This window comes from Haloquadratum walsbyi J07HQW2, assembly GCF_000415985.1.
Lineage (GTDB): Archaea > Halobacteriota > Halobacteria > Halobacteriales > Haloferacaceae > Haloquadratum > Haloquadratum walsbyi_B.
Genome location: NZ_KE356561.1, coordinates 1,792,147 through 1,805,753, shown reverse-complemented (window position 1 = coordinate 1,805,753; position 13,607 = coordinate 1,792,147). Strand labels below are relative to the sequence as shown.

Below are 13,607 nucleotides of genomic sequence, written 5' to 3'. Positions count from 1 at the left end.
CTACATTATTGACCAAACCGTCGCTGACGCTTTTGATAATCAATCACTGCGCGAAGATAATCCCGACGACGGAAGTCCCGCCAGTTCACATCTGTAAAATACAATTCTGAATACACTGATTGCCAAATAAGGAAATCAGAAAGTCGTTCAGCCCCAGTTTTGATGACCAAATCCGGTTCATCAGCAAAAACAAGTCGCTTCTCGATTGTATCTGCATCAACTGCGTCTGGATCGATTGATCCATCATCAACTGCTTCAGCAACCTGGCGAACAGCTGATGCAAATTCACGTTTACCACCTAACCCGATATTGACCTGTATTGGTGCATCCGCTGGTTCGGTATCACCGGGCTGGCGAACGACCACTGACCGTGGGGTAGTAAGATCGCGAAACTCACGGGCAAGCGTCGGGACCACTGCCTCGTCTAAAACACTCACTGAGATTGTTACCCGTGCTGCACTGTATTCAAATGCCCAATTAAAAAATCGTGAAAGCGTCTGATATGCGCCTTGTTCGAGCAAATCCTGTTCAGTGATGACTACAGCTACATGTGCTGGTGGCTTCGCATTATGAAATCGATGACGGAGTGAAAGATATCGATCGTAGAGCCCCACATATATACCAGTGACATGAGATGGTATATGTCTCAGGATTTATTCCAATTCGTGGTGCTCTCCGGTGAGATCGATCATATTCAGTTTAGATAACAATCAAATAAAATGCAAAAACCCGTGTCGGGACCATTAAGTACATGTCGCCGATAGCGGCGTATGTGCAACCCACGCTCCGGCGGGCTGGTGGATTTGCTCTTATCGGGACCTTGGCGGTCGCTGCTCCGGTGCTTGGTCAGGCGGCATTCGCACCTTTCGCTGGTGTTGGTATTATTGCTGCATTCCTGATCACTGATGGTCCGATTTTTGAGTTGTTTGCCCGTCCTGGCGACAGACAGGATGGTCGGCTGAATGGACTTGCCGGCTTTGCTCTCGCAGCTGCTGGACTCGCAATCTTATCAACAGAGCTTGGACTCCCGGTTTCGCTGTTTGTTGCATCAGTTCTTATCCTTGCATATGGAAATCTCGGAAAACGAATCATTGCTGAGACATCTGATGAGCCATTTGTGGGGACTGCTGGATTTGTTGTTACTGGAACATTTGCTGGTGTTGGTGGACAGTTTGCAACAGCGACCGTCATTGGAGCTCAACCAGCTATCCCCCGATATGTTTTCCTTGCAACTGCTGGCGCACTTGTTGCTGCGTTACTTCGTGAGATGCTTTTTGAACGTGATGACCCGCTTGTAATGCTAGCAAGTGGACTTCTATTATGGCTATTTGCGTATCTTGGTAGCGATGTTAATCCAGTTGAACTCAGTGCGGCACTGGCAGTCACAGCTGCTCTCGGGTTTGTTTCATATGCTCTTGGCACTGCATCGGTGGCTGGGATGCTCTCTGGGGTTCTTCTTAGTCTACTTGTAATCGTCCTTGGTGGATTTGGATGGTTTGCCGTTGTTATTAGCTTCTTTAGCATCGGTGCACTTTCAACGAAATATAAATACGATGAAAAGAAGAAAAGAGGAATTGCAGAGGAAAATGAAGGAGCACGTGGGACCGAAAATGTCCTTGGGAACGCTGCTATTGCACTCCTATGTGTTATTTGCTTTGCAGCAAGCGAATTAATTCCTGTTGATCCAGTGTTATTTCAATATGCGTTTGCCGGCTCAATTGCCGCTGCACTCAGTGACACACTTTCATCAGAGCTTGGTGGACTATATGACAATCCGCGGCTGATTACGACACTAACACCAGTGCCTCCAGGGACTGATGGTGGAGTGACATGGCAAGGAGAGGTATTTGGCATTCTTGGTGGTCTTATTATCGGTATTGTCTCCTTTGCGCTGTTTCCGTCAGTTGGTGCTACCGGTAGTATCGCAATCGGGCTTGCTGGGTTTCTTGGAATGACAGCTGACAGCATTCTTGGAGCAACAATCGAAGGTGATAATATTGGGAATGAAACGGTTAATTTAGCTGCAACATTTATTGGTGCAATCCTAAGTGTCGGCAGCGCAATTACTCTGCTGTGAGTACGTATCGTCCAGCCTGTTCTGAAGACTATTCACAGCTTATTACACTTCAGCAGTACCTTTTCTCACCGTCACCACAGTTACTTCAGCTGGTTGTGAAGACCCAGACAATTGGTAGTTGTCTTGTCTCAACCACACAGACAGCAGATATTATTGGATATGCACTTTGGCTCGGTGGTGCTGAGCAATCTGGTCTTAACACATCCGCTCTCATGCGTGAATCTACATTCAATACGAATGAGGGTTCTGACGTAGACACTGACTATATGAGTATGACCAATCGAAAAGCGACCGCCTATCTTGCAGAGTTGGTTATCCATCCTGCATATCGACGACAAAGACGTGGAATTCAGTTACTGAATGCACTCATGACTCAGCTTACCCCTGGAACCCGGCTCACACTCAACGTTGCTGTCAACAATACTCCGGCACGAAAATTGTATGAGAGCGCCGGATTCAATCCAGTACGTCGACGCGAGGAATTTTACCGAAGCGAAACAACTGACGAAATTAGTGATGTAGACGCAGTCATATACGCGAAGCTAGTGTGATCGATTATGTATAATAAAAATTTTAGCAATTCAAGATATATGATATGTCTCGTCCAACATACACTAATGAAATTTCTGTGTCTTTAGTGCTCAATATGAGTATCTATATATCAGATATCGGCACCGGAATCAAGAAATTCATCTGCTGTCCGTAACTGAAGACCAACAGGTCGCTTCACGAACTCGCCTGTCGATGCAGCGACAATCTGCTTAACGCCACGTTGTGAGGCGACATCAAGAAGCGACTGCGTGACATCTCCATCAGCAATGACACCGTGTGGGACGACATCAGCTGTCTCAACCGTATCAACGGCTGTCGTGACCGGTGCCTCTGCAAGCGTTGTATATTCTTCATCAACGAGTCGAACGCGCCCTGTATTGCCACCAACGACAATACGTGCATGATCACGCAATGAGTCGACTTCTCTGGACTCCTCAGCAGGAGTGTCAGGTTGTGATTCAATATCGCTTTGAGAATTACTGACAGAATCTTTAGTAATATCAGATTGACTTACATCTGCGTCTATATTCGTTTCTGTCTTGTTTCTACCTCCTGGTTCGTTAGGTGATTGTGATGGCTTTATGCCTGATGAGGCATTATCAACACCACTCAAATCATTTGCGATTGCCCCTGAATTGGTGGGAATCGATTCTGATTGGACCTGAGAACCATCATGTACTGCTGAGACTTGTTGATCATTGTCGTGTTCTTCGACATTATTTGGATTTATTCCAACCTCCGGGCGATTATTAGTTTCTACATCAGACGATTTTTTTTGCCCCACATCACTGTCGACTGACCTATCCGTGCGGTATTCTGATACTGATATGCTATTAGAGCGCATCTTTCCTTCGCCATCGGTAACCTTTGTCCCAGATGATGATTCCTCGCTATTGCCTGATTCAGTCTTGAGATCAATATCCGTATTGCCGGTGTTAGCAACACGAGAGTCACGATCTGCTTTCTGATCGGAGTCAACTTCCACTGCATCAATTGAGGTCTTTCCTCGAAGTACATCAAATACGGCTGCACGCTCAAGATCTTCTACAGACTTATCTTCAGGAGCGAATGCAACATAATCAACATCACCCACTTGAGTCAACTCACGGAGAATCAGATTACCGCCGCGGTCACCATCAAAGAAAGCGGTCGTCGTTCGATCATGTGTCAACTTGGCTATTGGATCTGGAATGTTGGTTCCTTCAACCCCAACTGCATTTTTGATACCGTACTGAAGGAGTGTCAAGACGTCAGCACGTCCCTCAACAATAATAACCGCATCAGAGTCGGAAACGTGTGGACCAGCGGGTAGACCGCCGTATTCATCGATCTCTTCGATTCGGACACTTTCTTTAACCTCTTCAAGAATTTCTGAGGAGGTCATTACACTCTCATCGAATGATTCAACAAGAAGTTCTTTTGCTCGTTCGACGACTGCACGACGCTTGGCTCGTCGAACATCCTCAATATTGGTAACTTCAACGGTTGCATCACATGGACCAACCCGAGTAATTGTCTCAAGTGAAGCAGCAAGAATGGCTGTTTGAACACGGTCAAGACTACTAGCGATCGTGACCTCGCCAAAGGACTGACCATTCTGTGAGTCGATATCGGCGTCAATGCGTCCAACCTTTGAGGATTGCTGAAGATCACGAAGATCGAGTTCGTCCCCGAGTAATCCTTCCGTCTGACCAAAGATTGCACCCACGACGTCGGAGCGCTCGACGATTCCGTCTGCAGTAATCGCGGCGTGAATAAGGTATTTATCTGAGTCGTTCATGATAATTCCCTCTGAGGGGTGGATGATGATATGGTGATGTCACATCTCTGTGACATGCCTACATACGGCTTGCTCGCGGCAAATACTTGTCGTATATCGTACACCACAGCATTCTCAGCGGATATTATCATATTAATTGAACATATCCATGCGCCATTTATTGAGATACCATTACCATTTGAAGAACATATCTTTTCAATAATGTCAATAGAAGCTTGAAGAACAATATTTAGGTATATCAATGAATTATACTTGTATATGAACCGCAGGTGGAGAGACTATGCGTGGATTGGAGTCTTCGCAGTCCTCGTTACATTCGCCATTCCATGGTTCCTATGGGGAAACACCGCAATCATAGGGGGTCTTCCTGTATGGTTATGGTGGCATATCGGGTGGATGTGTGCTGCGACGATTGCATTTTCAGCATTTACCCGCAGTGCATGGGATCGTGGTATGGATATTCCAATAACACAATCTGTATCACCTGATACTATGAGGGAGGATCGAACAGATGGCTGAATCGGCAATTAGTATTGAACTAGGCATTGTTGCTGCATATCTTGTTCTTGCTCTTGGTGTTGGAATTGTTGGCTACCGACTAACGGGCAGTGATGCCGAAGATTACTACCTTGCTAGTCGATCCCTCGGAACGATTGTACTGTTGTTTACAACCTTTGCAACGCTTCTTTCAGCGTTTACTTTCTTTGGCGGTCCAAATCTCACATACGGAGCTGGTCCCGAATGGATACTTGTCATGGGACTAATGGATGGGATTTTATTTGCAATCCTTTGGTATGTTATCGGCTATCGACAGTGGCTTGTTGGCGAACGCCACGGATATGTGACACTCGGTGAAATGCTCGGGGATCGCTTTGGTTCAGCACGACTGCGATATCTTGTTGCTGGTGTGTCCCTGTTTTGGTTGTTCCCGTATATTATGCTACAACAGATGGGTGCCGGCGAAGCACTTGTTGGACTCACTGCCGGCGCAGTGCCATACTGGGCGGGCGCAGCACTCATAACCGTCTTTATGATCATTTATGTTGCCGCATCAGGGCTTCGTGGGGTTGCATGGACCGACACACTTCAAGGTATCTTTATGCTTGGTGTCATCTGGATTGCTGTCGCATGGGTGCTGTCAAGTGCAGGCGGCATGAGTTCAGTTTCAACCGCACTTGCGACGTCAAAACCAGAGTTTCTCTCACTTGGTGGTGGACTGTACTCCCCACAATGGATGATTTCAACAGCAGTGACAATCGCCTTTGGCGTTACCATGTTCCCACAGATTAACCAGCGATTCTTTGTTGCAGAGAATGCAAAAGTCTTGAAACGTTCATTCACGCTGTGGCCGGTTCTTGTGTTGTTGCTTTTTGTCCCTGCGTTTCTACTTGGATCATGGGCTGCTGGATTAGGTGTTTCTGTCCCATCGGGATCAAATGTCATCCCCGTATTATTGACCGAGTACACCCCAGCATGGTTTGCTGCACTCGTTGTTGCCGGTGCTATGGCTGCGATGATGTCATCATCAGATTCGATGCTCCTTTCTGGGTCGTCATATCTTACTCGTGATATTTACCGACCACTGATCAATCCTACCGCGTCAACAACCCGAGAAGGCTGGATCGGTAGACTTGGAGTTGCTGGATTTGCACTTGCAACATTCATTGCCAGTCTATTCCGCCCTGGTACCCTTGTTGAGATCGGCGATACCGCATTTGGTGGATTCGCACAACTTACACTTCCGGTGTTGATTGCATTATATTGGTCACAGACAACGCGACAGGGAATGTTCGCTGGGATTGCTGGTGCTCAAGTATTCTATATCTTACATGTATTTATTCCTTCAACGATCATCAGCGGAGTTACTGTGTTTGGGTCAACGTATCTAACCTGGGACTTTGCACTGTATGGAATGGTTCTCTCACTTGTGTTGACTGTTGTTGTTTCCCTTATTACCACTGCTGGAGCGGATGAACAAACCGATGCATTTGCTGTTGGCTCACGGTCACAATCACGCGCGGATTGATTCTATACGGTTTCTTATTGTTTCTTTCATGTTAATAAATCAATATGACGTATGTGAGTAGACGGGTTCAACACCCAAACTCATACTCATAAGATCGTTATCATTTATGTATTGCAAGCAACTCCAATCCGTATTAGTTGAGAGCGCACCAACAACGGTAACACCATCTCTATCATATCAGGTTATATGCAGACACACGTGGTTCCTGTTGGATTCGACTACGATCGATTGATTGCCCCGCTGATACGAGATCAAGTGGATGTCGACCGCGTTATTCTGCTTGAAGGCGCAATTGGTAGTGAGTCAAATGTCGAATATTCTCAAAATCTCTCTGAAAAACTCGAAAAAGATTTTAAGAACCTATTAGGAGCCGACACGAACCGTGTCATTGTCACAGATGTCTACGATTATGATGCCGCATTTGAACAGGCATATGATCTCATCAACGATCAACTCAATATTGCCGAGGATGCAGAAGTGTGGGTGAACGTCTCAGCAATGCCCCGTCCGGTTTCGTTTGCATACGCTACTGCTGCCCATTCAATTATGGTTGAACGTCAGGCCGATAGAAATCGGATTCACACATATTATACAGCTCCTGAAAAGTATCTTGAGACCGAGCTTGCTGAGGAAGTGCGTGCTGCGAAGGAACTTCTTGATGATATTCTCAATGCCGGTGATGGTACAGAATTCGATGAGCGCATTCGTGAGCGGTATCAGACAGCTACTGATCTGCTTGAGGAATTCGATGAACGCGGGACAACGATTGGTGCCAAGCCGGTTGACGGTGGACATATCATTGAACTTCCGGTCGCTTCATTTCGGAATGTCAAGCCGTTCGAAGAAATCATTTTGTTTGAACTCGGTGAGTACGGGGAATTCGATTCGGTCTCAGAACTTGCTGAGACGCTCGCACGTGATATGAACGAAGAGTATACTGATTCGTTCCGGTCAAAAGTAATCTACAACGTTGACCGTCTCGGTCCCGGTGGAAAAGGGTATATCGAACAAGAAGACCGTGGAAAATCGTATCGAACTCGCCTTTCACACATTGGTCAACTTTGGGTACGGTCACATGCCGAGGATGATGATGTCCTTGCACAACAGGTCCGTGCAGAGACCGATACATACCAAAATTGAGATAATTTCTTCTTTCATAATGGTGAATTCACAGGTTGTATCACTCTGACCCTCGCTGAAATGTTGTCGATACTACCACTAAACGTAGTAGCAGCTATTCAGCACTTTTAATTTTGTAGATATGTGTTGACAGTGCAAAAAACGTTGCAATAACTGTGAGCGCAACCGCACCAGTAGCCGCGAGATGGAGTGCAGTTGTATTCCCGATAGTAGCTGTATCTGCGAGTGGAATTGCAGTATGGTGTGGGTCACCTATAATCGGAATGAAGTAATCGACAATATCGTTGAATCCGTACCATATGACTGCGACACCCACAGCCCGGACAGGAAAGTCTGCAATCCGATATAACACAAACGCTTCGGCAACCATTCCAAGATGACTAATGAGTAAAAATACGTATAATGGCGTTCTTGTAACAGATAAGAAGGCATCCGCAAATACAGTAAGCACGTATGGTGTCCATAGCCCAAGCTTCCAACATCCAAAGAAAGCAAGAGCAGCAAGATACTCATTTGTTTTTCCACGCCACCAACTAAGAAACGCAAGCGCGATGAATAACGTTGCAAGTGGACTATCAGGAACAAACGGCCACATGATGACTGGTTCGCTTGCAAACTGCCATGTAATAAGTGGGTCAGTTTGTGGGATCGGATGGAACCCATAGTACCAAAACCCAAATATTGTCCCAAGTATATTAATAACAATTATTACTGGAACCAACCGGAGCCCAAGATTCTCAAGCCACCTTGGCAATGGCGAGAGCCACCAGGGAAGACAATCTGTGCTTGGTAGTCCCCGATCGGATGTGAGTCGACGAAACGCATCGGATACAGCCATATGATACTCTGTGATTTGTGACCGAGATTTAGTGGTAGCTACAGCGTATACTCGGTAATGTTAGTATATAATCGCCTATCTGTAGCTCTATGGAATAAATCTCCCGCTTCTGTTCCCGAAAAGTAGATCCTCTACAGTTAGATCCACTCTACAATTGTATTCGTAGAATAGAACAGAATTCCACCACTCACACACTGAGATTAGTTCGGCGTTATCTGGTCGCTGGGTCAGTCCTCGCGCGTGCGCGCACGAGTGAGTCTGCTTAAGTGTGTTCGGTTATAATCGAACGTATGTCCGAAGAGACTGATCTTTCTGAATTACGCCGCGGTACGGAGCTAGTGAAACGCGGGTTCGCACGGATGCAAAAAGGTGGCGTGATTATGGATGTTGTTGACGCCGAACAGGCGCGAATTGCAGAGGACGCAGGTGCAGTCGCTGTGATGGCTCTTGAATCTGTTCCAGCAGATATTCGAAAACGTGGTGGCGTTGCTCGAATGCCTGACCCAGATATCGTTCCTGAAATTATTGATGAAGTTTCGATTCCGGCAATGGGAAAATCTCGAATCGGGCACACGAAAGAGGCGGAAATTCTTGAGGCTCTTGGAGTCGATATGATTGATGAAAGTGAAGTTCTCACGCCGGCTGATGATCGATATCACATCGATAAACGCCACTTTACCTCACCATTTGTCTGTGGTGCACGGAATCTCCAGGAAGCACTCCGCCGGATCGACGAAGGGGCAGCAATGATCCGGACGAAGGGTGAAGCTGGAACTGGTGATGTGAATCAAGCAGTTCGTCACCAGAGAAATATCAAAAGTTCAATCCGTGAACTCGTTGGAAAAAATCATGAAGAGCGTGAAAGATGGGCACGCGATCACGAAGCACCTGCGGAGCTTGTGCATGAGACCTCCGAAATGGGTCGTCTCCCTGTTGTGAACTTTGCAGCCGGTGGTATTGCAACCCCGGCAGACGCTGCGTTAATGATGCACCATGGCTGCGATGGTATTTTTGTCGGATCTGGTGTCTTCGGTGCTGAGAACCCACGCGCAATGGGTCGGGCGATTGTCGAAGCTGTCAATAACTGGGATGACCCTGAGGAACTCGCCCAGATTGCATCTAATCCTGGCAAGGGAATGAAAGGCGAAGCTAGCGCCGATCTACCTGAGGGCGAAAAACTTCAGACTCGAGGCGTATAGACAACTGCATTCGCATGACGAGCCCGCTGGAGGCAAGTTATATAAGAAGTGTCTGAGACATTGAAGGACACACAATACAATGTTGATACGGTGAAAACAAAGCGAAAAATGTTAAGTAAACTACACACTTTCACGACGAATAAGTCTCTTTGAGTTTGCATAGTCTGATATTACATGAAATTCTGATAGAAACCTCAGACCCAACTCCTGGCAAACTCGATTAGGCAAGCCGGTGTCACATCACTTGCCTCAGGAGTGACTGTATTGATTAGATATTCTCGGAATCTGAACGATGATGATGTTCACCAGCTGATTAATAACATTAAATTCAGAATAACGTTGCACCGGTACTTACACATGTTTGATACGCACGAGCTTTAACATCAGCAGTTTCAAACGCATCAACCATCGCTGCGGCGACGGCACGACGTCTTTTTGTATCACACACAGCCAGAATCGCAGGACCTGCCCCTGAAACGGTAACACCTGTTGCCCCAGCAGTCAGTGCTGCTTCACGAACAGTATCGTATCCGGTGACTAATTCTGCTCGTGCCGGCGTCACGACATGTTCATCCATCCCTGCTCCTACCAGCGCTGGGTTGCTTTGACACATCCCAACAGTGAGCGTTGCTGCAGACCCGACTGTATGAACGGCTTCCTCCATTGTTAGTGAGTCTGGAACGACTCGACGAGCATCTCGTGTCGAGACAGCAATCTCTGGGAGGCACGCAACAAGGGGGATCCTAGTATCAACGGTCGTAACAGTGTTATTTTGAGCAATAGTGAATCCGCCCAGCAGTGCTGGTGCGACATTATCTGCATGCGCTTCACCAGAAACGATTGCTTCGCCTTCAGCAGCGATTGGAACAAGTTCTGTCCGCGATAGCTCCCGGTCATATAGTCCATTGAGTGCAACGGCTGCGGCTGCTGCACTGGCAGCTGATGACCCAAGTCCTGAGGATGGTCGCACACCCTTATCGATTTGAATTTGTGCAGGAGCATCGAGTGCCTTTGCGACAGCACCGACAACATTCGAACGGGGGTCCTCTGGAATGTACTGACTTCCAACGCCAGTTACCTCAATTGTTGTCTTTTCAGCGCGTTCAACGCGAATAATGTCAGCGGGACGATCAAGTGCAACGCCAAAAACGTCAAACCCGCTACCAAGGTTCGCACTTGTCGCAGGCGCCCTGACCGTCTCCATACGAATCAGATTGCCAAACTGCGGATAAAAAGGTAGCGAACGAGCAAGCAAAACCGGTGCCGCCGCTTGACTATATGAAATTCATTTGTACAATATACCTGTAACTGATTACTATGACTGTCTGAAAATCACGTCATAGAGATTACATAGTACAGTAATAACGTCAGACACAGTGCTCATTTAAGCGCAACACACTTTGTAGACAATTGAATAATAACTACTATGATTGGTGTCGTCGGCGGTGGCATTGCTGGATTAGCTGCGGCATATCGACTGCAACAGGCAGGACATGAAGTGCAGGTGTTCGAAGCCACAGAGACAGTTGGTGGGCTTGCAGCTGTGTATGAAACAGCCGGTGACGAGATTGAACGATTTTATCATCATCTCTCAAAATCCGAGAAAACAATCGTCGAGCTTGCAGAGGAACTGGGATTAGGAGATCGTGTTGAGTGGCGAATCGGCACAAACGGATATTACATTGATGACACCGTTCATCCACTCAATACCCCTTTGGAGATTCTTAGGTACCCACATCTAAGCCTATATGATACATTCAGGCTTGGATTATTGACCCTTGGTGTCGATATTCGCAACGGGATTCCAGATTTGGATGCGTATGATGATCTTGAGGCGTATGAGCACATGACTGTCAAGGAGTTTGTTGAGAAACATACCACTGCAGGCGTATACGAGAACTTTGTTGATCCATTGCTTGATGGAAAATACGGTGACCGGAAACACGACGTTTCAGCCGCATGGTTCCTTGGACGTGTTCGATTCCGCGGTGAGCGCGACCCGCTACAGGGAGAGGTACTTGGTTACTTCGATGGTGGGTTTGGAGTATTACTTGATGCGCTCATTGACGCTGTTGGTCGTGAGAACATCATGACAAATGCCTCTGTGAGCGATCTTAGCGTCAACTCAAAGACCGACGCTGTGAATGCACTCACAGTTACCGATACTGCAGGATCAAATAATAATATAGAGACAACCTATCCGGTTGATGCGACTGTCGTTGCAACGATGCCACATGTGCTGGAGTCACTGACGGGCTATACTTGTGACATTGACTTTCAGGGAGCAGTTTGTGGGCTTATTAGTATGGATGAATCCCTGCTAGATACATATTGGTTAAACATTGGACATGATGCACCATTTGGAGCCCTTGTTGAGCATACAAATTTTGTCGATCCTGAGAGGTACGGTGGTGACCATCTGATGTATGTCGCCGCATACGTTCAGGACCAAACAGAGGATCTCTGGCAGGCAGATGATGAAATTGTAGAAGAACGATGGCTCGCGGAGATTGAATCGATGTTCCCACAGTTTCATCGAGAGAGCATCAATAGCGTCCGTATTTCGCGGAATCCTCATGCGGCACCGATATATGAACGTGGATATCTTGATTTGGTTATCCCATATGATATCGGGGAGGCAGTGGGTAACGGTATTTACTATGCTGGAATGGCTTCAGCAGCACAGTATCCGGAGCGCTCGCTGAACGGCGGCGTCGTTGCTGGATATGAGGCAGCTGACTGTATTATTGAATCCTTTGATGAAAATGAGAATATGATCAAGGGCAGCCTCAGCTCAGATGATACACAAAAACACAGGGCAAGTACAGAATCGTCTGCAGTACGACCAGACGGTGGCTCATAATATCATTCTGTTAGCATGAGGTGAATTGAGTTACGTAAGATAATATAGCAACTATCATATTTTGTATATGTCCAAATGCATACACAGCGCAATTATTTCCTCATAAAGGATCTTAATCCGGTATGTTACTTACACAGATCAGCAGCCGATCAGTCAACGCTGCCTATATGATAGACCAATCTACGAATGAATAAAACAGGAATATTGCACTCTGTGAGTGGCACAGATCATGCTTCGGTTGTCTCATCGGCGTCAGTATCAATATCTTGGAATCCAGGTGCATCTTCAACATTGATGTTGTCTGGCTCCGATTGTCCACCAATAGTAAGTTCACCAGATTCAGTTTCAACATATATATCATCAGCGAACCCGCCCTCGGCATGTGGATGTTCTGGACTATCAAGCCGCTCTAGAGTTGATGCTGCTACAGCGATGTCTTGGGTTTTAAAATCACCAAGCGGATTTGCGATATCAATATCATATCGATCAAAGAATGTCTCATACCGCTTATAATGTGATTCAAGCTCATCTGCAGGAAACTCCATCATTTCCGTCCAGCCGTGATTATAAAAGTCGAAATTCGCTTGAATATGCGTGACTTCCCGGGCTTCTGCCTCGGTAAACCCCTCCTGAAGTGCACGAACGTATGTCTCAAACGTACAGTCAAAGAATGCCTCAAGATGTGGCTCTCGTTCCTCACGATACTCAGGATCGGCCTTCTTAGCAAAGATACTGACATGGAGAGCTACGAGCTTTTCAGTCGCGATATCACCAATAATGGGCATTGTGAGTGCCTTTTTTGCTGCAAAGTGTCGAATGTTCTGACGGATTTTCATCACAGATGAATTAGTTTGAGCAATATTTAATTCTTACATGCTAAATCTCCTTCCTCAAGGAACGAGGCGAAGCCGAGTAAGTAATATACTATGATTTATTTATTCGATTGTATATCTCTTTTTACCCTGAGTATATGTGTGATATCGTAATTGAGCCACTGCCGTTGAGAAACCACAACAGTTCAAATGAATGAATTGAATTGCTAAAGAGAATGTAATAGGTTGGTATGAGTATTAATATCGTTCTTAATACCTGTGCACTCCTGATAGCAATTCACTTTTAATCTCCACACAAA

General features: G+C 46.4%; 12 protein-coding genes. 7 read left to right on the top strand and 5 right to left on the bottom strand.

Going from position 1 to position 13,607, the window contains the following annotated elements; translation table 11 throughout:
• Positions 1-5 precede the first annotated feature (5 nt).
• Positions 6-614 (bottom strand): undecaprenyl diphosphate synthase family protein, encoded by a 609-nt coding sequence (locus J07HQW2_RS08400; protein WP_021055024.1) that lies wholly within the window; start codon positions 612-614, stop codon positions 6-8.
• A 158-nt stretch (positions 615-772) separates the two neighbouring features.
• Between J07HQW2_RS08400 and J07HQW2_RS08395 the strand changes: the two genes are divergently transcribed.
• Positions 773-2,077, top strand: coding sequence for a DUF92 domain-containing protein (locus tag J07HQW2_RS08395; RefSeq protein WP_303704031.1), 1,305 nt, complete (start codon positions 773-775; stop codon positions 2,075-2,077).
• Positions 2,074-2,628, top strand: a complete 555-nt coding sequence (locus J07HQW2_RS08390) for a GNAT family N-acetyltransferase (protein WP_021055022.1) — start codon at positions 2,074-2,076, stop codon at positions 2,626-2,628. The genes J07HQW2_RS08395 and J07HQW2_RS08390 overlap by 4 nt, the downstream gene beginning before the upstream one ends.
• A gap of 110 nt (positions 2,629-2,738) precedes the next feature.
• Here the strand turns inward: J07HQW2_RS08390 and dnaG are convergent, their stop codons facing one another.
• Positions 2,739-4,409 (bottom strand): DNA primase DnaG, encoded by a 1,671-nt coding sequence (gene dnaG / locus J07HQW2_RS08385; RefSeq protein ID WP_021055021.1) that lies wholly within the window; start codon positions 4,407-4,409, stop codon positions 2,739-2,741.
• Between the two features lie 258 nt (positions 4,410-4,667).
• Here dnaG and J07HQW2_RS08375 point away from each other — a divergent pair, with 258 nt between their 5' ends.
• The 3 genes from J07HQW2_RS08375 (at position 4,668) to J07HQW2_RS08365 (ending at position 7,575) form a co-directional block, all read left to right on the top strand.
• A complete protein-coding gene (locus tag J07HQW2_RS08375) occupies positions 4,668-4,928 on the top strand; it encodes a DUF3311 domain-containing protein (protein ID WP_021055019.1) in 261 nt (86 codons plus the stop codon).
• Positions 4,921-6,435, top strand: coding sequence for a sodium:solute symporter family protein (locus J07HQW2_RS08370; RefSeq protein ID WP_021055018.1), 1,515 nt, complete (start codon positions 4,921-4,923; stop codon positions 6,433-6,435). The genes J07HQW2_RS08375 and J07HQW2_RS08370 overlap by 8 nt, the downstream gene beginning before the upstream one ends.
• A gap of 186 nt (positions 6,436-6,621) precedes the next feature.
• Entirely contained in the window at positions 6,622-7,575 is a 954-nt protein-coding gene (locus tag J07HQW2_RS08365; RefSeq protein ID WP_021055017.1) for an HFX_2341 family transcriptional regulator, read from the top strand.
• A 94-nt stretch (positions 7,576-7,669) separates the two neighbouring features.
• Here the strand turns inward: J07HQW2_RS08365 and J07HQW2_RS08360 are convergent, their stop codons facing one another.
• On the bottom strand, positions 7,670-8,413 hold the full coding sequence (locus J07HQW2_RS08360) for a DUF1405 domain-containing protein (RefSeq protein WP_021055016.1): 744 nt from the start codon (positions 8,411-8,413) through the stop codon (positions 7,670-7,672).
• 290 nt (positions 8,414-8,703) lie between these two features.
• Here J07HQW2_RS08360 and pdxS point away from each other — a divergent pair, with 290 nt between their 5' ends.
• Positions 8,704-9,612 carry a pyridoxal 5'-phosphate synthase lyase subunit PdxS gene (pdxS, locus tag J07HQW2_RS08355; RefSeq protein ID WP_021055015.1) on the top strand — a complete coding sequence of 303 codons (909 nt, stop codon included), beginning with the start codon at positions 8,704-8,706 and terminating at the stop codon, positions 9,610-9,612.
• A gap of 328 nt (positions 9,613-9,940) precedes the next feature.
• Here the strand turns inward: pdxS and J07HQW2_RS08350 are convergent, their stop codons facing one another.
• Positions 9,941-10,816, bottom strand: coding sequence for a homoserine kinase (locus tag J07HQW2_RS08350; protein ID WP_021055014.1), 876 nt, complete (start codon positions 10,814-10,816; stop codon positions 9,941-9,943).
• A gap of 222 nt (positions 10,817-11,038) precedes the next feature.
• On the opposite strand from J07HQW2_RS08350, the gene J07HQW2_RS08345 reads away from it, so the two are divergent.
• A complete protein-coding gene (locus J07HQW2_RS08345; protein WP_021055013.1) occupies positions 11,039-12,475 on the top strand; it encodes an NAD(P)/FAD-dependent oxidoreductase in 1,437 nt (478 codons plus the stop codon).
• Between the two features lie 227 nt (positions 12,476-12,702).
• Here the strand turns inward: J07HQW2_RS08345 and J07HQW2_RS08340 are convergent, their stop codons facing one another.
• The gene (locus J07HQW2_RS08340) at positions 12,703-13,311 is read right to left on the bottom strand and encodes a DUF6149 family protein (RefSeq protein WP_021055012.1); all 609 of its coding nucleotides are present in this window, start codon (positions 13,309-13,311) and stop codon (positions 12,703-12,705) included.
• Positions 13,312-13,607 lie beyond the last annotated feature (296 nt).